The organism is Bacillus sp. CH140a_4T (assembly GCF_008923725.1).
In the GTDB taxonomy this organism is placed as follows: domain Bacteria; phylum Bacillota; class Bacilli; order Bacillales; family Bacillaceae_G; genus Bacillus_A.
This window is the reverse complement of sequence record NZ_WBPF01000002.1, coordinates 1-21,963: the sequence shown is the minus strand read 5'-3', so window position 1 is coordinate 21,963 and position 21,963 is coordinate 1. Positions and strand designations below refer to the sequence as shown.

Here is a 21,963-nt window from a genome sequence, read left to right as displayed (position 1 = left end):
TAATTTAGAATACTCTTATCTGTATTGTAATACGAATTACGCCAATTGTTGTGCGCGTTCTTCGTCTGTTTTCGTAGAGGAATCAAATGCAGTCTTTAATTCTTGGAAAACAGGATCAATTTCTACAACCGCGGTTCGCCCAAAAATATCCTGGAACAAGGCTTCGCCGCGTCTAAGCTGGCGTAACATTAAGATATTTTCTTCTGTGACCGGTAAGTTATAGTAACGCAACATTTCTTCCGCTTCCTTATCGTATTTCAGCGCAAAACAGAACTTCATACCCACATTCGCAACCTCTTTATTTTCAGATTGATAATCGGATGCGTTTTGTGTTCCTAAATACAAGCCGATATTGTGATAACGTCCTTCTCGAATGATTTTGTCAGAAGACGCCGCACCCTCTTTATTTTTCAAAATACTAGATGCCTCATCTTGTAGATATACTTTGAAAATACTACGATCAGAATGCATTAAGGATTTACCAAATGCTGCTAATGCAATTAAGATACTACGAGATAATTTGTCTGTAACACTCTCATTCTTTTCCTCTGATTTTGGAATGCGTAAATGTTGAATTTGTAATACTTGTAACGGACGTTCTAGGCTTAATACGCGATAATCTTGACCAGGTCTACCAAACAATAAGTCTCCTAGCTGGATGCCTTCTAAGGTTGCTAAACGATTTGTAAGGGCATTTAACCGTTCTAATTCAGTTGGCAATAAGTTTGGTTCTTTCTTCATTTCCTCTAGTTCTTTACGAACCAAAGTTAAACATGCGTCTTCTTTTTTCGCCACTCGTTCAATCGCTTTATATAAATAGTCATATCGGATATCCTCTAAGCCTACATCCGATAGGAACGTTAAAATTTCAAGCGCTAAACTTTTTGCATCTTCTATTGTTGCGCTTATTCGGAATGGGTCTAAACAGCCCGCATCCTTTTTATCCTTCCCAAGCGTCCATACTTGCAAGGTATCCTCATTGAACCCTGGCAATAATTCTGGCCACCTTGTGCGGTCCCCTTTAGGATCGATTATAAATGCCCTTCCCCCACTCATCACAATCCAGAAAGCGAGTAAATTCATTAAGAAGGATTTTCCTTTCCCTGTTTGCCCTGCAAACATAACTGATAAACTCTCAAACGCTGTTACAATGTTATCTAATGCTTTCGCCGCGAGTTCTGGACGAACAAAAACAGGACGATTTAATTTCTTTGTCTTTCCAATGTAAAACCCTTGATTGTCACCAATTTGTGTTGTGGCCCCAAACATGCCCATTGCAAGTACGCCTGGTTCCACAAATAACTTAAAGTCCGTATTATAACGTTTAGAGCCTGGTAAGAACTCGTAGAAGTATGCTAATTGTTCTCCATATGGATTGACCAATTCAATTTTCATTTTGCGATATTCTGTAATCAGCGTATTGACGCGTGATTTTAATGTTTTCTCATCTTCTGCATATACACAAAACAGTACACTTAATTCATATCCAGGTGCTCCCGTTGTTTCAAAGCGATCTTTTACAATTTTGACGCCTCTTGCTTTACGATCAATTGTTAAATCTGTTGTACGACCGCCTACCATTGCTTGTTGACGTTGATCGTTTAATTCCAATTCACTATTTAATAGCTTTTGTGTGACCATCTGGTTTTCTAAGTGATACGCTCGAATACTCATTTCAATAGGAAACTTTAACGAATGCGATTGAATGCGATAAATCCACTCTCCACCAGGAAACGCCGATATTTCGGGCATATCTTTCACCGCAAGAAAAGCAACATGAGAGGTTTCAATTTCCCCTTCTTCATTTTGTCTTTCGAGTATAAGAGAACGTCCTGGGCTTTCATCAATCACCGTATCCGTTAAGTGCACCATTTCTTGTAAATCTGGCCGACGTACTTTTACCGCCTTTCCTTCTTCATTTTTCAAGGTAACCGTAGAACCTACTTTCCAGTTTTGGTTCCGATTCAGCTCTTTCATGCCACGTTTGAAGTTATGATGGAATAAAAAGCGCGTTGTTGACGGTTTCGCACGTCTTGTATTAGGAAAGGCCCCTCTAACCTGGCTAAATAACACGTCTTCTACTTCTAAATAATTTTCAATTTCCTCTTCTAAAATATCCGTCACATTCATACCCGATATGTTTTGAGCTGTCTCTGCAAATCCTTCTCTAACCTTCTTCATAAACTTCCATGTTTCTACGACAGGGTTACGAATTTGTCTTTCTTTCTGTTCCATATTCAGTTGTACTAAAACGAAAAAGCGATATTCCATGTTCTCTTTCGCAATGGCCGCATTTTTTAAGTATTCTTTTACCTTTTTGAAAAGAAAGCGTCCTGTTGGTGCCATCGGCCCTTTTAAAGTGGAAATATGTTCATCCAGAATTTCATCTGAATTTGTTGTACGAGGAATCACAAGCAAGTGGATATCATATTCTTGATGGGTAAATAGAGCGAGTTGATTGCGATAATATACTTTTTTCGTACTTTCGTCTTGATGATCGTATTCAAATCCGTCTACTTCATACACTGCGGATACTTTTCCGTCTGTACTAAACGCTAAATTCTTTTCAACGTGCTTTAATGGTGGTCTTTTCATCGTTTTCAACATATTCAACTTCCTCCTTTTGGGGTAAAAATGTTACATCATAAGCGTGTATGTCGTTCTCTTCTTCACTGAATGAATGTACGATTGGTAAATCTTTGACGTCATGTTGTACACATACATGACCATAAAACACATGTTTTTTAAGTTTGGGTACATTCACCAAGCGACTACTTTGATGCTTCCGTAAACGAAATGTGATCCAGGACCGAACAAAAGAGAAAAGTGATTTTCCATCCGTTTTATATTTATCTGCTCCCCATACGAGGAAAAGAGGAATCACACCATAATACATGAGCCAAACTTGATCGATCATATCCCCAAATATCCATTTAAAGGGAGGAAGGAAGCGGAAGGCTACAAGCCCCGCTTCTACCGCCGCAAAATAACCAAGTGCCCTCCATGTAACCGCACGCGGAAGACGATACCCCATAATTTCGTACTGTCTTCGCATATAGTTCATATAGCTTCCGAAACAATAGACAATGATAGATTTTGATTCTTTTTCTTTCATGTAGCCCTCTTCCTTTCCATCCCTTACTTAGACGCCAAACAATCCGCCTAACCACGTTCCGATTGTTTTTAATGCATCTGGTTTGTTAATGAAGAATACAACAATCCCGCCGCCAACAATTAACGTAATCGCTTTTCCCCATGCGCGCTTTGCCGCTACGATCAAGATAACAATGATAAACGCACAATATAACGCGTATGTTCCTTGTGTCTTCATCATTTCGAAAAATCCTTCTAACCCGATTCCTAACACAAAATGATTTATATTGAACATATACATGCCCCTCTCCTATTTTGTTTTTAAGTCTGTTACGATCCATTGCTTTCCATCTTGTTTTACAAACAACGTATAACCTGTTTTCATTTTCGATTCAGAATGTGGATCAATCATAGATACCTCTGTTTGTACCTCATATGTGCCTTTTGTTTTTCCTGGATAAATCTTAGAGGAAAGTACATTTTCAAATTTCATGGCTCCTTCTAACCCTTTAATATCTGTATTGGCTAAAACATACGCGAGTTCTTTTTGTGTTGCGGTGGTATAGGATTTAAAAAAGGTTGGTAAAAATTCTCGAATGTCTTCTTTTACAGTGATTTCATGAATTTCCTCTCGTTCTTTTCCTGCTTTTTCTTCTGGTACTTCTGCTTTTTCATTTACCTTGACGATTTGAGGGAATCCACTAATCACAAAAGCCTTTCCATCTGTCCGAACAGGAACCGACACTTGCTGGATCACCTCCTTATCCTCTGGTCCGCTATTATCTGCTTTCATGCGGCTTAATTTGTATTTCACTTTAAAAATTACGCTTGCTTCTTTATCTGTGACCTCATCTACCTTTAATACAGTTGCATATAGAAAATTCGAATCCCATTGCATACTTACGAAATCTAAACCAACTTGTGGATCAAATGCTTTCGGTATATAAGGCTGTAAGCGCTCTGAACGCTTCTTCTTTCCCTCATCCCCTCTTTGCCACGTAAAGTATTCCTTTGCGAATCCGCGCGCAAATTCAATCGCTTCTGGACGCGAGGCAAGGTTTTGTTTTTGTGTGACTTCCTTTGGAGTGGTACTGGCCTTTGCTTGTGTATCTCCCTTTCCTTTTACTACGGTTGTGACGGATACAATTAGCATCCAACAAAACAGGAGCCAAAAAGCCCATTTTCCAATTAAGCGGCCTTTATAAGAAGGAATTCTTGTGGCTTTCCTTGCCTTTCCTTGTTTACTTTCAAATGTTTTTGCAAACCACTGTTTCACCTTTTGAAACATATTTATCCCCCCTTCAATTTCGGTACTGGCGTAAAGATCGTTCGTAGCAATCACAAGCAAATGACGCCATGCCAACCGCTGTTGATTCATCTTGTATTTCATTTCTTGCATAATTGATAAAATTGTTGAGTTTCGTTTGACTGCCTGTGATATATGGAAATCTAGCATGAACCACATACCGTTTGTCTTCATCCCTCCCTACTTCAAAGGACGTTCCATCTGTAGCCCGAAACCCCCTTACAAACTCCAAACCTTCCAATATATCCATTGTCATCCCCCCTTATGATCGACCATCTTCCATATTCCCACTACCACCAGGAAGAGAAGTAACACGCCTTCCCATCCTTGCGTATAGTAAATTTCCACCACTTTACTTTTTACCACTTCCCAGGCTTCTCTCGATCCTGGTACTCTTTCAAATAACCAATCTGAAAAAACAATTAACAGAAAAATACTGGCGCTTATCGATAAAATAAACCGAAACACATTCTTAGAACCTCACTTTCTCTGTTGGATTTTGAATATTCTGATAAATATTCCCGAATGGGTCTTGTAATATATCTTGGAACAGTGTGATATACACTGGAATTTCTGGACTACTTATCCCTTTTAAGTAGCGAATCAATTCTTTTTCCCTACTTTCACTACCTGCGACAAATACTAGGCGCCATATCGGTATTTCATATCCCATACCAGCATGTATCCGATAGTCTGCCTTTTTTCCTTCTTGCGTCATGAAGTCGTTATAACGGATAATCTTTTTTTCTAATACTTCTTTTGATCCGTAAGAACGTTCCATTTCCATGAATACACCGATGTTTTTATCGATTGCTTCTTTTAATCCAATTACCGCAACCCCATCTGGGCGTATAACGCGATTTTTTCCTTTTGCATATTGAAACGTTGCCCGCGGTTCATTAATCCATTCCTTTAGTTCCAACTTTCCTTCTCGTTTAGATATTAATGTCATGGCACATTCAATTTTCGCTAACATTAAACTGTGATACACAAAGGATGCTGAACGTTTGGACCAACTATTTTTCCAATGCACTTCCCCTCGAAACCCACGAACCATCTCGACTCCTTCTGGTGTTAACGTATAAATTCGTTGTGGTTTCGCAAATTTTCGTTTCTGATTTCGTGGTGAGGTAACAGGTAAATACTCGTAACGGATATAGCCCGCTTGCTCTAGCTTATATAAACGATTTGTTACAGATTTTTTTGTATAATTTGCATACACCTTTTGATGAATGTACTCAATATCCAAGTAGATGTGTGTATGCAAACTCATGAGTAGTTTTTCATCTGAAATTTGAAATAAAATGTTTCCCATGCCCCTTACTCCTTTTCCCACATGTCGAAAATGCTCACTTCTTCTTGTGGTGTATCCTCTTTTATTTCTACGTTTTCTGTTTCAATTGATACTGTTTGTTCTTTTTCGATTGTTATAACAGGCTCTTTTACTGGCTTATCTTCTTTCTTTACTTCTATTGTTGTCGTAGCTTGTTTTCGGAATGGGATAATTTGCGCTTGATGTGTGAGTTCGACTTGCTGTGTTTCCGAAACAGGTTCTTTCATTTCTTCATTGGAAGACAATTTTTCTTCTAATTCATCTAGCCCCGATGTCACAACAGGTTCTTCTTTGGTTAAATTGACTTTTTCGGCTTGTTGATACTTGCCTTTTCCATATAGAAACTCATCAATTTCCTTGTCGATTTCTAATCCTGCTTTCCCATTTTGTTGCTCTAAAGAATGAATCTTTGCTCTGGTCCATTCATTTGATGCATGAATTTCTTTTTCGTTTTTATAATTCGCCGCTTTTCCATTTGGTAGATATCGGTCTAATGGTGGAACTCGTATGGTACACCATACATTTTTTGCTTCACCTCTGATATAATCTTGTGTTTGAATCGCTACAACTAAGTTAGGAAGGTTTTGCAAATACTCTGTACGGAATTGCTTTTGCATAATGCCTTCTAACGTTTTTGCGGAATTATGACCTTGCCTACATACAAAGTAATTTCCGCCCGCCTCTGTTAACATGTCTGTAAGCTCTCTGTCTAACTGTCCCGACACTTGCTGTGTAATCACCCATAGTCCAAATCCATGCTTTCGATCCTTCGCAATAATTTTAGGGAGAACAGGTACTGGCACGTCATGGGCTTCATCTATAACTCCTAAATGTAGTTTTGAACCATGCGGCCGCTGTTGGGCGATACGGTGATATTGATTACAAATGTAACCGACTGTTAGTAATGTATCTTCTTTTCCCATGCCCGCTAAATCATAAAAGATAAGGTGGCCATCATCCATCCACTTCCGAATTTCTAAGGAAAAGCCTGTTTGCCCGTACATACGCTTTAAATACAGCGTATTACGGAAGATATCTAATCGGTTTAAAATCGCCTGTGTGCTGTCTTCTAATGCGCTTCCTACTTCATATTTCCAAAAGTGAGAGTAATATTTTTGTTCTGGCCCTTGTAAATTGGCTATTACGTTTGCTCTAAACAGTTCATCACTTATGAATAATGGGATACTTAAAATCGTATGAATTTGACTCTTATCACAAAGTAACGTCCCAATAATCGCCCTTAGTAATCGTTCTGTTTGTTGTGCTTGCCCTTGAATCATTAACTTAATCATTTCCATAATGGATTCAACCACTGTTTGGACATCTTCATTTGAAAAACGATGAAACAAATTCAAAGCTGGCGGATGATCTGTGTTTCTAAAACGGATAAAGTGAACCTTACTCCAATCCACTTCTTTCCCATCCTTTTCCGCTTTCAATAGTCGATTCATTGCTACATATGCCAAATCTTCGGTTGGATCAAATAGAGATAATCCACCCGCTTCTTTCGGATTTTCTAGCCATTTATCAATGACACTTTGCATCAATCTCATGGCAATGGTGCTTTTACCAGACCCAACTTTCCCCGTAATGTAACCATGATTCTTGAAAAAGTCTTCTCGAATTTTTACTAATCGATCCTTAATATAGGGATGCATCACATGGCCAATTGAAATGCCTTCGGCCAATAAATCATTTGGTATCATGTTTTCCCCTTTATCTAGATACAAAATGTTGCGCTCTGTCTTGCTGTTTTTATCCCCTGTTACGTTAGGTAGATGGAACAAGTTTAATAGCTCTGATCCCGTCCATATCATTTTCCCGTATACGGGATGTGGTACAGCTGGCATACTGCGTCTTAACCTTCTGTATCTAAGCTCATTCACATCGGCCATAATACTTGCTACCATATGCCCTAAATTCTTAATAATAGGTACACCAGGATAATAGTCACTTGCAAATGAAACAGATACTTGAAATGCCACTTCATTTTTTGCAAAACGTTTATTTAATGCGCGAATTTCTTCTTTTTCAAAGGCATCTAGCCCATGCTTTTTCTTCTTTCGAATGGCCTTTTCTGCTTTTCGAATCCCTTTTGTCAGCTGATACCCGTTATCTGGTGTAAAAGCAACATCAACCCATGTCTTTTCTTCCATTGCACTTCCTAACATCGGTAATACATCACGTGTATAGCGTGCTAGTGATAACGTGGCATCTAGCCGCTTTCTCTTTAATACCATCCGTCCTCCTACCGCTTTTCTTGTTGGAAATGGCATTTCTTCCTTTGGGACGGTATAAATTTCACTGTGGGTATAGGCGCTTTGTATGGCTTGCACAACCTGTTTGATTTTATCCTCTGGACCACCCACATAAAAGCGAACACGCTCATTTTCTCCTTCTGGACGATACATCGTCATACGGTACCAATCGCGACCTTTTAACAGACGTTCTAAAGGCTTTCGACCCGAACCATGTACATGCCGAATCATTTGCCCTAGTTTATCTGGTGTGACCTCATCATCTATGTGCGGAATGAATAATACGTATCGATACCGCTTCTTTTCTAGATATAAATAGATGCCATGTAAGACAATCCGTATGACAATTCCCAACAGGATCAATAAAGCAATCCCACGAAACACACCGACTACAGTTGGCACCAGCTTCATCAATTCTGTGAGGATTTTTTCTTTAGAAAACCAGACAAATGCAACAGCTCCTATACCTAAAAGCATTTTCCAGTTCTTTTCAATGAAGTTTTCAATTTCTCTATCTAACTTGCTGTGCGCCACTTCTTCACTTCCTTTCTATCCTTGAAATGGCCTTATGCAAGGGCGAATAGTTTTTCACGATGTTTTTGTGTTCGTTCTTCTGCGGCTAGTTGAATCAAAATTTGAGGTTGCATGATCCCGTTTTGAGGTTGATTAATTTGATCTAAGAGTGTTTTATAGTTGAAGAGTTCTTGCTTCACTTGTTCGATATCTAATTCACCATTTACCGTTACTTGTTCTTTCCAGAACGTTTCCCAGCATTCTTGACGATTTTGATACGCTTGTTTTCCCATCTTGCTTCCTCCTTTTAAGTGGGGAGGATATTCAGTGAAAGAATGTCCTCCCATGAATATTATGATTTGCGTGCTTTTTTGTAAGGGGCTAGCGTGACCAAGAGAGAAGAGAAAATCATGCTTTTTCCCATTCTTCCTGCCCATTCTTCTGTACGCTTATTTGTTGAAGGTGTATGTGTTGTATGAGGAACTCGACCGATATAAAAACCGCGTTTACTTCGCATATGCTTAATTGGTTTCATAAGAAAACCTCCTGTATTGTTTTATCATTCTATATCGTTAAATAGAAATATTGTATAGTTTTAAGCGATGAGTGGGTCTAATTCTAAATACACATCAAATCTGTGCAATAACTCTTCTGGTATCGCTTGAAAACTCACAAAAACTCTTACATTCAGTTCCTCTAGTTCTTCTAAAAGATTGATGAATCCCTCTGGATTATTGGAATACAACCTTAATCCTTCATCTATGATAACGACATTCGATTGTTTGCATGTTTCTATTTCGGTTTTGCTTAGAAAAGAATCTTTTGATGTAAAAGTGATAATTTGAGCACCCATTTTTTCGTATTCTTTATACTCTCCATCCCCATCTAAGACAGTCGCTTGTTGATTATCCGCCATGACAAGGGTAAGAAGTTGCTTCATCAAACCTGTTTTTCCTTTTCCTGTTCCACCTCGTACCAGGATATTTCTATTTTCTTCTCCAAATACAAATTGAGGATTCATTTTGTTCCCTTCATTCTCTATGACAATGGAATTTGACTTACTCATGTCATACCATTTTGGTTTTATAAATGCTGGGATTTGTGCACTTCTTCCAATAAATGTTCCACACATAGCAATCTCACCTTTCCATTCGTATCAGTTTTTTATCAAGCTACTAAATCTAATTCCTCTAAATCAGTAGAAAGAATCTTAATTTCTTGTTGGTGCTCTTGAAACAGAACATGTTGGATATTTTTTCGCAACTGAAACCCATCTTCCACCAATGCAAGTAAATATGATTTCGTATATTTCCTATCATTGATTTGATAATGTACATCAAATATGCACATGATCCCGCCCTCCCTTATCAGTTGAGAGTGTTTTATACTTCTTGATTCTTATGTTTTCTAAATGCGTAAATTGCTAGGATGCTACCAAGAACGACAAATGTAACACCAATCCATTTCCAATATGGATTTTCAGCTTTGCCGCCTGTTGTTGGTAGATGACTTTCTACTTTCTTAGGTTGTTCTTTCATCGGTTGTGGTTGTTTTACAATATGTTGTGGTTTCTCTGGTGTTGGTACAGGTTTTTCAATGACCTGTGGTGTTTGTGGCTTCTCTGGTTGTGTTTTCTCTGGCTGTGGTTGTTCCGGTTGCTCTGGTTGTGGCGTTTCTGGTGTTGGTGGAACTTCTTTTTTCTGATCTGCTACAACATGTTTGATAATCTCACCATCTGTTTTAATTTCAAAAGAGAATGTTTCTTCATTGATTAAATATCCCTCTGGTGCGAATGTCTCTTTATATGTGTATTTACCAGCTGGTAATTTCTCAAACTTTGCAATGCCTTGTTCGTTCGTTTTTCCTTTCACGACTTCCTGGCCTTGCTCGTTATAGATTGTAAATTCTGCACCTGGTAGCTTGTTATTTCCATCGGCTACGTCTACTTTTGTAATTTCTAAGCTACCCTCAATCTTTTTGTTTTTTACGATGTGCTTAATAATTTCACCATCCGTTTTAATTTCAAAGGAGAATGTTTCTTCATGTGACACATAACCTTGTGGTGCAAGTGTTTCTTTGTATGTGTACTTTCCTGCTGGGAGTTTATCGAACTTCACAATGCCTTGTTCGTTTGTTTTTCCTTTCACGACTTCCTGGCCTTGCTCGTTATAGATCGTAAACTCTGCTCCTGGTAACTTGTTATTTCCATCAGCTACGTCTACTTTTGTAATTTCAATTGATCCTCTAATCTTCGTATTCTTTGCAACTAGCTCAATTGTTTTTCCGTTTTCAGTAATGCTGAACGGAATCGGGTCTTTTACTAGAACATAGCCCGCTGGTGATGTCTTTTCAATGAATTGGTACTTTCCAAATGGGATATTATCAATTTTGATTAACCCGTTTTTGTCTGTCTTATGCTCACTGATTTTCTTGCCTTTTTCATCAGCTAGGATAAAAACAGCACCTTCTAATTTGGTTTTCCCATCTTCATCTACTTTTACGAGCTGTACATTTCCTTTTACTTGATCGTTTTTCACTTCGAATGTAAGTGTTTGATTATGCTCTTTTACTTCAAATGGATACTTTGTTTGATTTAATAAATAACCTTCTAATCCTTTCGTTTCCTGGAAGTAATACTTTCCAAACGGAAGAGAATTTACTTTCGCAATCCCTTCTTGATTTATTGTTACTTTTGTGACTGCCTTTCCTTCTGGCGTAAATACAGTAAACTCAACGCCTGGGAGAATCTTGCCTGTGTCACTTACCTTTTTGATTTTAATATTGCCTTTGATTTGTACATTTTTCATTTCAATAACAGCAACTTCACCTGTTTTCACTTCAAAAGGCTTTGGTGTAGCATCTAGCACATATCCAACAGGTGCTTTTACTTCTTTTACAGTGTATGTGCCAAGTTCTAAGTTACCCATTTCAGCGATACCGTTTTTATCAGCTGTAATCGTTCCCATAACTTGTTGATTGTTGTCTGCTATTTCAAATACTGCGCCTGATAGTGGCTTTTTGTTTTCATCCACTTTCATCACTTTTAAGGCGCCATTTGCTTTCCAGAATACTTGTAAGTCTGTGCTCACTTGTTCTGTACTATGCTCTAATAATACAGTTGCATCTTGAATCGTACTTGTTCCTTTATACACAACTGCATGAACATTTGTTAGATTTGAAACGACTTTTAGAGATAGTTCACTACTCTTAGAGGATTTTGGTACTTGGATACGGAACTTTTCTCCTAGTTGAAACGTTTCTTTCCCTTCACCTTGTTCTGTGACAACACGTGTTCCTTGTGGTGCATTGTTCATTTGTACTTGGAATGTACCTTTTTTTGCATTTGTTTGAACGGTGTATGTTGTTGTTTCGAAATATTCACCGTTTAATTGTGCTTGTTGTTTATCCGTTGGAATGACATTCATCCAGACATCTTGTGTGTCCTGACTTTGATTTGCCGCATGAATAATGTTTTTAGCCGCTTTTTGAACAGCCGCATTTTTGAATTGTAATTCATCAACGGAAATCTGGCCAAGTGCATTCCAAAGAGCTAATTGCGTCGCATAATGGGCTTCTTGCCAAGTGGAAACCCCTAAATTTTCTGGTGTTTTCTGTGGATACCCATTCATTAAAACACGATAGGATACATCATCTGTTTTGCCTGCTTCGGGTAAATCCTCTCCATTTGGGGATTTTAAACCGTATACCAGACAGTACGCAATTTGACCACTAGCATTCTTTAGTAGCTCTGTGCGAACATCTTTCCCATATTGCGGACTATAGGCCCAATCCAACTGATACTTTTCTCGATTGATTACCTCCGCACTGGCTTGATTCAGTGGAATCAAGAAGCTCATAACGAATAAAAGTACACTCGTAAAGAGTAGTAGTGTTTGATACGATCGTTTCAAAACCATTTTTTACAGCTCCTTTAGGATTATTCAGTTTTCAAAGGACGGAATATTTAGAATTTTAATCTTCTAAATATAGAAAGTTATACTTTAGTGATAATTATTTCGTCTTTTAGCCGAATTTCATTTACAATACATTTAGTAGGAATATGAACAAAATAGATGTAATCAATAACATGAGGTTAATTCAATCTGTGATGGATATTGCACGATAATATGTTGGTCTGAAAAGTTTCTCGATCGGAACTTCAAGAAAATCAGCCATTTTTTTGGCTTTGTTGGCTTTGAGACTCCTTCTCCCAATTTCAACATCATATAATGTGCCGATTGGAATTTTAGCGCCTTTAGAAACTTCCTTAATACTTAAACCTTTGGATTCCCTATATTCTCGTACAATGGTTTTATTTTCTGACGCTAGCATTTTTTCACCCTCCCTTCCCTTAATTACATTGTATTCGGCTTTAAGCCGAAAGTCAACATTAAAAGTGTTAACTTTTTATTTTCTTAACATCAAACAAGTTAAAAGGAGTTGGAACCATGTTTGGACAAAGATTGAGAGAGTTGCGAAATAAGAAAAACATTAGTGCTACCGCGCTTGGAAAAACACTTGGAATTGCACAAACAACTATATCGAATTGGGAAAACTCTGGATATGAACCCAGTTATGAAATGTTAGTAAAAATTTCACGTTATTTTGGTGTATCTGTAGACTATTTAGTAGGAAACGATAATGACGTCAATAAAAATGAAATAAGTCGTTTAGCAAAAGAGTTATATGAGGACTTGGACGATCTTCCAGAGGATGAACGCAATGATATTGAAAAAGGACTATTAGAATATCTGGAATTTCTAGGTTATAAATTAAAAAAAACAAAGAAATAAATTCTTTGCTTTTTTAATTAGCTTTTTGTCTAATATTAGATTTAAAGTTTCTATTTTCTTTAATATAAGTCTGTAATTTACTATGCAATTCAACATAATTACCTGTTTGTGACAATACTTTCACCAAAAAGTCATAATCAACTTGCTTACATAAATTCTTCTTTTTCATAAATTAATTACCCCTTTTACGAAATTTTTTATGTACAAGTGGAACGGAACTTTATGCCACACTAACAAGTGTTCCACTCCTTAAACGACAAATGACACTACAAAAGTAGTGTCATTTTTAACATCAATCACCCAGCTCCTCCGCCAGGGTCTACCATATATTGTAAAATTTTAGTGGCGCTTCCTTGCATCGGAAGTGCTGTTAAAGCCGCTATCGTGGCAAATAAATATAATCGTTTTGCCCATCCCTTCATATTTAACCACCTCTGAATTTATTTTAACACATTTTTTGGAAGTTCCGCATAGAACAAATCATTATTCCGTTCAAAGGCCAATAAAGCTTCTCTCATTAAGTTCATATCTTCTCTTGCTAGAGCTTGAACAAAAAGTTGAAGTGGTGTAAGAAAACCATTTTGTTTTTTAGTTTCTTCCATAAGAGAATCTGCTTTTTGTTTCATATTTTGTTTTATGTATAAATACCCCCTTTCTGTCGGATTTATAGGGTTTATATGATCTAAATTCTTTTCAAAATGAATGTTTAGAAAATCAAGTGTTGTTTGTAACATTTGTTGTTTTTTACGCATTTTTTGGTTACTTGGTGAAGCCACCAAACTTAACCCTTTGTCTAAATAATACTTAGCCAATTCGTAGTCTGTTAATATATATGTCTCACCCATAATACAATACGCTGTAGCCTTTGGAAGTAAAGATACTCTTCCATTTCTGGAAATCATATCATCACATAATTCTCTTGCTCTCTCCAACTCATTATTCCTATGAAAACATGTGGCTAATAACTCCATAGTTCTTAACTCATATGAAGATTTTAAAAATGGATTTTTCACTTTTTCAATTTCAGCCTTTAACTCATCAATATTTGCACTTACTAAATTGTAACTTCTTGAATCAAAAAAAGCGTAAATCAGAGCAAACTCCATAGGAATTTTACTTATATCCTCTGCATTTTTTTGCTTTCCCATTTCTCCCTTTACCATTTTCAAAAATTCGCACGGGTTAAATTCATCTGCATTTCGTAAATAAAGTAATTCATAAGCACTCGCAAATTTACGATTCAACAAATTATTTGATTGTTTTTCTCGATCAATTAAATGATTTAATAATTCTAATTCACCGCACATGTCTATATATTCAAACGCTACTCTTAAATTAACTTTCCGTTTAGCTTGGTTACAATAGTTAAACACTTCTGTCTTTCGAAAAGAATAATCATGGGGATATAACATGTTTAGTATTTCTGCATAAACAGAAAAGTCAAATTCTCTCTTACCCGAAATAGATTGATTCACTTTAGAATGGCTAATGCCTAACAAATCAGCAAGCTGTCTATTAGTAATACCTCTATTAGTTAAATCCTTTTGAATTTTTTCTAAAATCATACCCCTTGTCACACCCTCTCTCATCTTTTAATATATAAATATAAAAAAGCTTTTATATTAAAAGAATTTTCTGTAAATATATTCTAACAGAAATTAGAAAAAGTTTCGTTCCAGTATGAAATTTTGTATATTTCTACATTGTTTTCAGAATATTAAGAAAGTTATATTCGTATTTGGTGGTAACTTCTAACTTATTACTAGTTGATATTTAAAAAAAGTATGTGTAAAATAGTTCTTAAAGATATGTACTTTAAACAACTAAATTTTAACAAAAGCCTATTCATTAGTTTTAAACATTAATTATAAAAAAATAAAACCCCACCGCATCGTTTTTAATTGGATCAGGTCGCCAAACTCAAACCAATTAAAAACTCCAAGAGATAGGGGCTTTAAATTCACACTATAGTTATATGTGTTTTTCTTTAGTATCAAACTTGATACTAAAATTATACCATAACGTATATCTATTGTGAATATAAAACCTCTGTTTTTCCTGTTTATTTGTGGTGGAAAAATAGGAGGTTTTTTTATGCTACTAAATAACTTTTTGCTAAGTACAGCAAAACGAGAATTAAGTCCACACCTGGTTCATGTTCCGCGAGGTGCTATCAATAAAACAGTACAAAAAGTAATTAAAAATATTGATATTATTCTGTTCGAACATGAAGGTAAAACCACTAAAGATTTCTTCATACAAACACCACGCCGCTATAAGGCATTGGAAGTTGTTTTATCTTACCTAGTACAAGAAGGATACTCTCAAATGAAACAAGAACAAATCAGTCAAAAATCGGGTATTTCTATACCGATTATCAACTTTATTCTGAAATGGTTAGAGGACCTTGAAGTATGCCATCAAATCAAAACAAGACGTCATGGTAAGATTGCACCATCTATTTACATATTAAGCCTCAATACAAATTATTTAAAAATCATTGAATATTTTAAGCAAAAATGGGCGTTTTCAATTGATATTTTTTCTACATTTACAAAGTTTCTATCTAAAAAACTAAGTAAAAAACAGGAGAAATCTACAGAACAAGCCGAAAAACCACCTGTGCCTACATGCCAGGGCATAGATATATTAGATGCTGTTGTTTCTACAAATGAAGAAGTAGAAGAAAAACAGCCAGAGAATGCCCCTAATTTGGGTGAAAAACTAGAACTACGATTCCGCGAAATGGATGAGTTTATGAGTGAAGATCAAAAGAAACTTTATATGTATATCATAAGTAAAGATACAAATATCACTGAAAAGGATGCTTATACAATCGCATTACGTATGCCGCCATGCGTAGATTGGGAAGCAAGAAAGACTTTTGAGGACTGCGTACAGTTGTTTGAAGTAAACAAATCGCAAGTAAGTACACCTGCACATTTCATAACAACATATACAAAACAGTTGGCTGCAAACAGAAAGCGTAGAGAGCAACAAGCAAAAGGACGTAGAACAGATATGGTATTTGGAAAACCAATGAAGAGTCTCATACCATCAATGGATTTATTCAAAAAAATGATTGATCCAAACGCCTAAATCTCATTTTCCACAAAAAAATAATTGTTTTATAGCCTTGTTCAAAAAATTCATCCCTAACAAGGCTTTTTGTCATGCCATTCTTTATTTTAATAGATTAAACATATTATCAATCTATTATATCTTTGTGAATTAAGGGCGTTTTTCACAACAAATCCACTATGAATTTATACTCGAATTGAACCTGCTTTTAAATCAGTAATTAAATAAGAAGAATTTTCTAATCCCTTGTGAGAGTAAGGCTTATTGAGCTAAAATAAATCCTAATGTATTTAATCATTTTAATTTTTTTTAAAACAAGATTTATTATAAAAAGTATCCTATATTGGGAGTGTCTTTTTTTTTATAAACTTCTACATATCATCCTAAAATTGATCTATATACGAAAATACAAATCTTATCTTCTCTTAATATGCAAATCTGCAATATTTTAGATGCTCAACATATTTCCGAACAAACACACTATTTATGAGTGGCTTTATTCGTTTATTTTTCTACATATCATGATAGTCATTTATCCATTATCATATCTAATTCTATCTAACTATACAGTAAAAATACTGATGTCTATGTTATGCCAAAGTGTTGCAAATGTAATGTCTATGTTATGTATACATAATGAAAAGCGGCATCATTTCGGCATAAGTGCAAATTGAGGTTGATATACATATACACTAGCTTTATTCTACTTACATAAAGAAAAAGAAAAACGAAGCTCTCCTGGTAAGGGTATCTTGATTCAGCTATGAATCAGATTCCGTTGCCAGGCAGATTTTCAAAAAACTACGTAGGCGGGGCGGCGGCCATTCCCATTCCTCGCATATCGTCCTCCTTCAACATCGGCCCATCATTCGCCTTCCACACACTCCAATACATATATATATCCACCTATACCACAACTCCACGCCCTGTCTAGCCATGCCCACATGTCTCCGCATAGCCCCGCAATGTCCTGGCCCTGGACTCCCACCAAGCCCCAAAGAAAACACCTCGACCTAGAATCCCCTATTGCTTGTTTGTATGGTTCTCGTATATAATTGCGGTACACAATTTTTAGGACAAAGGAGTATATAAACATGACTTGGGAACTTTCTGTTGATGTTTTCCTTGCTGATTTGTTAAAACATGGCCGTAAATCTTCCACCGTTAAACAATACCGCTACGATCTCACACTTTTCACATCATGGATTCAGAGACGCGTCAAATTACCCCCAGAATCGTTTTTTCGTTCTTTTGATGCAAATGCATTAGAAAGATACTTAAAAGCTCTTAAAAAGGAACGTGGAGCGTCAATTTCTAATATCAAGCGTGTACGAGGTATTCTCATTAACTTTTTACAATTTCATGGTGCGGCCCAGGATTTAAAAAGTGATATCTCCCCTCCTGGACTAACTTCTAAACACTTTGCATCGGATCAAGAAACAAAAAAACTATTCCGCGTCATGCGTAGTTATAACGGATTAACCGACTACCAAGCAACAGGAAGAAAGTTTATTCTAGAACGTAATCTTTTATTAATTCATTTCATGTTAGATTATGGGCTGTCTATCCAGGACATTCTTACGCTTTCTATGCATGATATACACTTTGGGACGAATACCATTACCCCAGGAGGGATGCACGCCTACAAGCGATCTATTACCCTTTCAAAAGAGCATGTAAAACTTGCCTTATCGTATTACAACAAGATTCCTAGTCTTGTTAGGCCGCGCCAACAAACGGGCGATCCCTTCCTTGTGGCGTTTGATTTCGGCCCGCAAACGTTCCGTTGGGATTATGAAAAAGACCAACCCGCCGCTTTAACTCGAATCGCTGTACAACGCATGTTACAGAAAGAAGCAAAACGCGCTGAAATTCATATAACCCCTACTATGCTACGGAACCGTTTTATACTAAATGCGCTACAGAATGGCATGAAACCCATTGAAATTAAAGCGTTTTTAGGATTAAAAAGCGTTGAGGCCTTGCATAGATACGTTCAATTTTGGAACAAAAGGCAATAAAAAGAACTTTATGTAAATAAAAAAGCCCTGTTACAAGCAAAAACAGGGCTTTTATTATGCTATTTTGGGTCACTATACATGCTCATCAATATAACCCAAAATTCGTACACTCTGAAAAACCACCATATAAATATATGGTGGTTTGCTTAAAACGTTAGTAATCCCGGTTTTCCTATATCAACCGTTTTACCAATTAAACTAGCTCCTCGGAAGCCGCAAGGATTACTAACAAAATACTACTAATAAACATTGTCATTTTAATCATCTCCTTGGTTTTTACAGAAAAAGCTTCCCATGAAGTTGCCATAATGATTGCTAACGTATTGGCAATGAAGATACCAACAACCCACAAATCACTACTTAAAGCAATGTTTAAAGACTTGGCGAGGAGCACGGGACTCGAACCCGTAACTGCGGCATACTATTTTTATTTATATAACATAATAATAAATAAGGGCATGCTTGTAAACTAATTTATAACACATTCCCTTATTTTATGTATGCTATATATCTATTCATTTTTTTCGACAGCATTAACACTTTTATCAATATTACTAAAATTCCACCAAACAGATTGTTTCTTTTCCTTTTCTTTTAATTTATCTAATTCATACTCATCTAAAACCTTTGTAATACTTTCATTAATATGATTCTTCTTTTCAAATGGACCTAAATAACTAGAATGATTCAATGAAAATTTTATACTTTGCAACATCTCAATCAAATAAGCAATCCTCTGATCATCCCATTGTAATAAATCTTCTATAAAAAAGTGCCTAAACACAATAAAGAGAGCAAAAAAACTTATAATAATAAAAATTACAGAAACTAAATAACTAATTGCTAATCCAAGAGTTACATCTGTACTTTTCATATATAACCAATTGTTAAATGAAGCCCAAACAGGTACAACAAGGGCTACAAATATCGCACTATAAGATGATAAAATCGTAAAAAATCTATTTTTCTTCCTTCTTTCAAGTCTTTTTTCTAATCTTTCTATACAAAAATCTAATGAAACTTCATCCTTCTTTTTAGAATCTTTTCCATCTAACCCATTCATAATCTTTTCTTTAATTAAAAACTTCTTTAAAAGTAAATGTCGAAAAGGTTCCCATTCCTCCCCATACAATTCAATCCGATATTTATTAAACAACTTAATTTTAGCTGGTTTAAAAATAAAAAATCCAAAAGAAAAAAACAAACATATTTCAAATCCCAAAAAACAACCTATAAACCAAAGATTTGTTTTACCAGATTTGTCAGCATAATATACAGACACAAAAAACAAAGCAATTAAAGCCAATAATTGAACTACAACATAGCAAACAAATCTCTTCTGGACAGGTTTAAAAACAAATGACCAAATAGACATACGCTTCTTATAGAATTTTAATAACTTATTCTCAAACAAAACAAAATCTCCTTTCATTTAAAATCATTTATTATTATATTATACTTTTATATAACTCAGAACCGTCCTATGATTTTATTCCACGATTCCTTTTTAAGATTATCTTCTAAAATACATAAGCTATTCATCACATTTTCTTACTTCATTTTACTCTATCTTTTTCCTAATGCTTAATTATTAAGACAATAAATCACAATTAAAAGGCATGCAACACAATGTTGCATGCCTTTTTTATAACGCTACGATGCGTTTCTTACTATTTAACATTAGAATAATTAAAGTAATTAAAGGAGGTACATATATGGACATTGGAAAAAAAATAAAACATTTAAGATTAATAAATAACATGACACAAGAAGATGTAGCCAGCCAATTATTTATTTCAAGACAAGTTATATCGAAATGGGAACTAGGAAAAAGTCTTCCCGATCTAACCAATTTATTAGCCTTAAGCAATCTATTTAATGTTTCAATTGATTCTTTATTAAAGGAGGATTCAAATTTGCAAAATCAGATAATAAAACAAAGCAATTATAAAAGATATTTATTAATAGCTTCTCTCTACATGTATTCTTTAATTACTATTGTTGTTATATTTTATTGTCTCATTGCCTTTTTACTTATGCCAAAGGACATAAAAACAACAGATCTAAAGGTTATTAATTCCCACTTTTATCAAAAAAGCGATAAAAGAGAAATTCTATATATTTATAGTAAATTAACACCTTTCTTCTCCAATTATTCGGGAGATTATAGCATTGAAACAAAAGATCATGAAATAAACATTCACGCCCATCGAAATTCAATTCCTTTTAGAAATAAAGACGTTTTATTTTCAATCGAAAAAGATATAACTCACGGGATAGATTGGCAAGAAAAAGATGTTTACATTGTAGACGAAAGCAATAACAAAATACTTATATATAACCATAAAAATAAACAACTATATTATCAAACAAAAAATTAAAGTAGGTGATCAAAATTAAAAAAATCTATAAATATACTTTTATCATAACTACATTTATCCTTAACATAATCAGTACTCTACTTATTGCAAATACCGGATTTGCACCAAACGTTATAGTATTTTCTATTAGCTTTTTATTTTTCACCATTTTATTTCAATCAATCACAATTCTATTCATTATCTATATAATTAAAAATGATACATCTAAAAAAATAAAAATAATTTTATACGTTTTTTTAACACTAGATATATTTATCTTTTTATCTTTACTATACATAGCCTATATCGTAATAACTTAAACTCTATAAAAAAATAACATACTAATAGCAAGGGAATGCTTGTAGACTGATCTATACTGCATTCCCTTACTATATGTATGCTATTTTTCTATTCCTCTTTTTCCGACATTAGAACCCTACAAGAATATCAATCATACTTATTTTTTAAACAAACCGAAAAAACCTTTCCGTTTTTGTTTCTGATTTTGCTTCTGCATATCTCTAATGTTTTCAAGCAATAACTGATCTCGTTTCTCTAGCTTCTTCTCTATAAAAACTTCTAACTCACTGTTTTTACCTTCTACTTCAGTTAACTTTTTCTCCGTATTCGCTAAATGCTCTTTTGTCGTAACCAATTCATTCGTAATTTCTTGCAATTTTTGAACGAGTACTTGATTAAATTGATTTTGTAACTGCTGATTTTCTAATACTTCATCCAATTTCTTTTCTAATTCTGATTTTTCTTCTTTTGAAACAAACGAATCAAGTTCTCCATTTCTCCATGCTCTAACTTGATCATAGGACCATTTTTGTACCTGTATTTTTTCCTTTATTGCTTTTAATTCTTCTATATTTTCCTTCGAGTATCTACGATGCCCTCCCTGGCTTCGCTCCGTTTGTATGTTAAATTCATTTGACCATACTTTTAATAAATCTGGTGTTATCCCTAAAAGATCCGCAACAATTTTCGGTGTATGCATTTCCGATTTTAGTTCCAATGTTCATTCCTCCCCCAAAAAACGGAATACGTTTTTTACTCATAAAACACGATTAAATCAACATTTCAATCAAAATCGGAATACACTTACAACCGATACAAAAACCGATTTTAAAAACCATTTAATTTCGAAATACATTCCGATTTTACCACCGATATGTATTACTTCTCGATACTAACATGAAAAA

23 protein-coding genes are annotated in these 21,963 nt (G+C 35.3%); 4 read left to right on the top strand and 19 right to left on the bottom strand.

Translation table 11 applies throughout. The annotated features are described in order from the left end of the window. Positions 1 to 36: 36 nt before the first annotated feature. The 13 genes from F8162_RS00120 to F8162_RS00055 form a co-directional block, all read right to left on the bottom strand. Complete coding sequence (locus tag F8162_RS00120; RefSeq protein ID WP_151582459.1) at positions 37 to 2,607, bottom strand: ATP-binding protein; 2,571 nt, start codon at positions 2,605 to 2,607, stop codon at positions 37 to 39. Further along, on the bottom strand, positions 2,567 to 3,115 hold the full coding sequence (locus tag F8162_RS00115; RefSeq protein WP_061678408.1) for a TcpE family conjugal transfer membrane protein: 549 nt from the start codon (positions 3,113 to 3,115) through the stop codon (positions 2,567 to 2,569). Before F8162_RS00115 ends, F8162_RS00120 begins: the two co-directional genes overlap by 41 nt. 27 nt (positions 3,116 to 3,142) lie before the next feature. Beyond that, the gene (locus tag F8162_RS00110) at positions 3,143 to 3,394 is read right to left on the bottom strand and encodes a TcpD family membrane protein (RefSeq protein WP_000281809.1); all 252 of its coding nucleotides are present in this window, start codon (positions 3,392 to 3,394) and stop codon (positions 3,143 to 3,145) included. A 9-nt stretch (positions 3,395 to 3,403) separates the two neighbouring features. Next, positions 3,404 to 4,381: a conjugal transfer protein gene (locus tag F8162_RS00105; protein ID WP_151582457.1), complete on the bottom strand. Its 978-nt coding sequence runs from the start codon at positions 4,379 to 4,381 to the stop codon at positions 3,404 to 3,406. A 13-nt stretch (positions 4,382 to 4,394) separates the two neighbouring features. Beyond that, positions 4,395 to 4,649: a hypothetical protein gene (locus F8162_RS29295; protein WP_086387855.1), complete on the bottom strand. Its 255-nt coding sequence runs from the start codon at positions 4,647 to 4,649 to the stop codon at positions 4,395 to 4,397. Positions 4,650 to 4,871: 222 nt separating this feature from the next. After that, positions 4,872 to 5,714 carry a replication-relaxation family protein gene (locus F8162_RS00090; protein WP_151582455.1) on the bottom strand — a complete coding sequence of 281 codons (843 nt, stop codon included), beginning with the start codon at positions 5,712 to 5,714 and terminating at the stop codon, positions 4,872 to 4,874. A gap of 5 nt (positions 5,715 to 5,719) precedes the next feature. Further along, positions 5,720 to 8,524, bottom strand: coding sequence for an ATP-binding protein (locus F8162_RS00085; protein WP_151582453.1), 2,805 nt, complete (start codon positions 8,522 to 8,524; stop codon positions 5,720 to 5,722). Positions 8,525 to 8,556: 32 nt separating this feature from the next. Next, a complete protein-coding gene (locus tag F8162_RS00080) occupies positions 8,557 to 8,796 on the bottom strand; it encodes a hypothetical protein (RefSeq protein WP_097980167.1) in 240 nt (79 codons plus the stop codon). A gap of 59 nt (positions 8,797 to 8,855) precedes the next feature. Next, positions 8,856 to 9,038 (bottom strand): hypothetical protein, encoded by a 183-nt coding sequence (locus tag F8162_RS00075; protein ID WP_151582451.1) that lies wholly within the window; start codon positions 9,036 to 9,038, stop codon positions 8,856 to 8,858. A 60-nt stretch (positions 9,039 to 9,098) separates the two neighbouring features. Next, positions 9,099 to 9,635, bottom strand: a complete 537-nt coding sequence (locus tag F8162_RS00070; protein ID WP_086401320.1) for a type IV secretion system DNA-binding domain-containing protein — start codon at positions 9,633 to 9,635, stop codon at positions 9,099 to 9,101. A gap of 35 nt (positions 9,636 to 9,670) precedes the next feature. Next, positions 9,671 to 9,853 (bottom strand): hypothetical protein, encoded by a 183-nt coding sequence (locus tag F8162_RS00065; protein WP_087969562.1) that lies wholly within the window; start codon positions 9,851 to 9,853, stop codon positions 9,671 to 9,673. 32 nt (positions 9,854 to 9,885) lie between these two features. Next, complete coding sequence (locus F8162_RS00060) at positions 9,886 to 12,420, bottom strand: SpaA isopeptide-forming pilin-related protein (protein ID WP_151582449.1); 2,535 nt, start codon at positions 12,418 to 12,420, stop codon at positions 9,886 to 9,888. Positions 12,421 to 12,601: 181 nt separating this feature from the next. Next, entirely contained in the window at positions 12,602 to 12,835 is a 234-nt protein-coding gene (locus F8162_RS00055; protein ID WP_151547945.1) for a helix-turn-helix domain-containing protein, read from the bottom strand. Between the two features lie 116 nt (positions 12,836 to 12,951). Between F8162_RS00055 and F8162_RS00050 the strand changes: the two genes are divergently transcribed. Beyond that, on the top strand, positions 12,952 to 13,296 hold the full coding sequence (locus tag F8162_RS00050) for a helix-turn-helix domain-containing protein (protein WP_088080095.1): 345 nt from the start codon (positions 12,952 to 12,954) through the stop codon (positions 13,294 to 13,296). 13 nt (positions 13,297 to 13,309) lie between these two features. Here F8162_RS00050 and F8162_RS28515 read toward each other — a convergent pair whose 3' ends face one another. The 3 genes from F8162_RS28515 to F8162_RS00045 form a co-directional block, all read right to left on the bottom strand. Continuing rightward, positions 13,310 to 13,465 carry a hypothetical protein gene (locus F8162_RS28515; RefSeq protein ID WP_000728845.1) on the bottom strand — a complete coding sequence of 52 codons (156 nt, stop codon included), beginning with the start codon at positions 13,463 to 13,465 and terminating at the stop codon, positions 13,310 to 13,312. Between the two features lie 127 nt (positions 13,466 to 13,592). Next, complete coding sequence (locus F8162_RS29205) at positions 13,593 to 13,718, bottom strand: hypothetical protein (protein ID WP_264158315.1); 126 nt, start codon at positions 13,716 to 13,718, stop codon at positions 13,593 to 13,595. Between the two features lie 18 nt (positions 13,719 to 13,736). Next, on the bottom strand, positions 13,737 to 14,861 hold the full coding sequence (locus F8162_RS00045; protein ID WP_151582447.1) for an AimR family lysis-lysogeny pheromone receptor: 1,125 nt from the start codon (positions 14,859 to 14,861) through the stop codon (positions 13,737 to 13,739). Between the two features lie 529 nt (positions 14,862 to 15,390). Here F8162_RS00045 and F8162_RS00040 point away from each other — a divergent pair. After that, complete coding sequence (locus tag F8162_RS00040) at positions 15,391 to 16,395, top strand: Replicase RepFR55 (protein WP_151582445.1); 1,005 nt, start codon at positions 15,391 to 15,393, stop codon at positions 16,393 to 16,395. Positions 16,396 to 17,471: 1,076 nt separating this feature from the next. After that, positions 17,472 to 18,398 (top strand): tyrosine-type recombinase/integrase, encoded by a 927-nt coding sequence (locus tag F8162_RS00035; RefSeq protein ID WP_151582443.1) that lies wholly within the window; start codon positions 17,472 to 17,474, stop codon positions 18,396 to 18,398. Positions 18,399 to 18,591: 193 nt separating this feature from the next. Here F8162_RS00035 and F8162_RS00030 read toward each other — a convergent pair whose 3' ends face one another. Together F8162_RS00030 and F8162_RS00025 are read right to left on the bottom strand one after the other, a co-directional pair. Next, a complete protein-coding gene (locus F8162_RS00030; RefSeq protein ID WP_151582441.1) occupies positions 18,592 to 18,792 on the bottom strand; it encodes a hypothetical protein in 201 nt (66 codons plus the stop codon). A 117-nt stretch (positions 18,793 to 18,909) separates the two neighbouring features. Then, positions 18,910 to 19,812 (bottom strand): hypothetical protein, encoded by a 903-nt coding sequence (locus tag F8162_RS00025; RefSeq protein WP_151582439.1) that lies wholly within the window; start codon positions 19,810 to 19,812, stop codon positions 18,910 to 18,912. A gap of 301 nt (positions 19,813 to 20,113) precedes the next feature. Between F8162_RS00025 and F8162_RS00020 the strand changes: the two genes are divergently transcribed. Next, complete coding sequence (locus tag F8162_RS00020; protein ID WP_151582437.1) at positions 20,114 to 20,779, top strand: helix-turn-helix domain-containing protein; 666 nt, start codon at positions 20,114 to 20,116, stop codon at positions 20,777 to 20,779. A gap of 436 nt (positions 20,780 to 21,215) precedes the next feature. On the opposite strand, the gene F8162_RS00010 is transcribed toward F8162_RS00020, so the two are convergent. After that, entirely contained in the window at positions 21,216 to 21,776 is a 561-nt protein-coding gene (locus tag F8162_RS00010; RefSeq protein WP_151582435.1) for a MerR family transcriptional regulator, read from the bottom strand. Positions 21,777 to 21,963 lie beyond the last annotated feature (187 nt).

Coding starts and splice junctions, on each gene's coding strand:
- F8162_RS00120 (WP_151582459.1), bottom strand. CDS start 2,607: ATGTTGAAAACGATGAAAAGACCACCATTAAAGCACGTTGAAAAGAAT.
- F8162_RS00115 (WP_061678408.1), bottom strand. CDS start 3,115: ATGAAAGAAAAAGAATCAAAATCTATCATTGTCTATTGTTTCGGAAGC.
- F8162_RS00110 (WP_000281809.1), bottom strand. CDS start 3,394: ATGTATATGTTCAATATAAATCATTTTGTGTTAGGAATCGGGTTAGAA.
- F8162_RS00105 (WP_151582457.1), bottom strand. CDS start 4,381: ATGTTTCAAAAGGTGAAACAGTGGTTTGCAAAAACATTTGAAAGTAAA.
- F8162_RS29295 (WP_086387855.1), bottom strand. CDS start 4,649: ATGGATATATTGGAAGGTTTGGAGTTTGTAAGGGGGTTTCGGGCTACA.
- F8162_RS00090 (WP_151582455.1), bottom strand. CDS start 5,714: ATGGGAAACATTTTATTTCAAATTTCAGATGAAAAACTACTCATGAGT.
- F8162_RS00080 (WP_097980167.1), bottom strand. CDS start 8,796: ATGGGAAAACAAGCGTATCAAAATCGTCAAGAATGCTGGGAAACGTTC.
- F8162_RS00075 (WP_151582451.1), bottom strand. CDS start 9,038: ATGAAACCAATTAAGCATATGCGAAGTAAACGCGGTTTTTATATCGGT.
- F8162_RS00070 (WP_086401320.1), bottom strand. CDS start 9,635: ATGTGTGGAACATTTATTGGAAGAAGTGCACAAATCCCAGCATTTATA.
- F8162_RS00065 (WP_087969562.1), bottom strand. CDS start 9,853: ATGTGCATATTTGATGTACATTATCAAATCAATGATAGGAAATATACG.
- F8162_RS00060 (WP_151582449.1), bottom strand. CDS start 12,420: ATGGTTTTGAAACGATCGTATCAAACACTACTACTCTTTACGAGTGTA.
- F8162_RS00055 (WP_151547945.1), bottom strand. CDS start 12,835: ATGCTAGCGTCAGAAAATAAAACCATTGTACGAGAATATAGGGAATCC.
- F8162_RS00050 (WP_088080095.1), top strand. CDS start 12,952: ATGTTTGGACAAAGATTGAGAGAGTTGCGAAATAAGAAAAACATTAGT.
- F8162_RS28515 (WP_000728845.1), bottom strand. CDS start 13,465: ATGAAAAAGAAGAATTTATGTAAGCAAGTTGATTATGACTTTTTGGTG.
- F8162_RS29205 (WP_264158315.1), bottom strand. CDS start 13,718: ATGAAGGGATGGGCAAAACGATTATATTTATTTGCCACGATAGCGGCT.
- F8162_RS00045 (WP_151582447.1), bottom strand. CDS start 14,861: ATGATTTTAGAAAAAATTCAAAAGGATTTAACTAATAGAGGTATTACT.
- F8162_RS00040 (WP_151582445.1), top strand. CDS start 15,391: ATGCTACTAAATAACTTTTTGCTAAGTACAGCAAAACGAGAATTAAGT.
- F8162_RS00035 (WP_151582443.1), top strand. CDS start 17,472: ATGACTTGGGAACTTTCTGTTGATGTTTTCCTTGCTGATTTGTTAAAA.
- F8162_RS00020 (WP_151582437.1), top strand. CDS start 20,114: ATGGACATTGGAAAAAAAATAAAACATTTAAGATTAATAAATAACATG.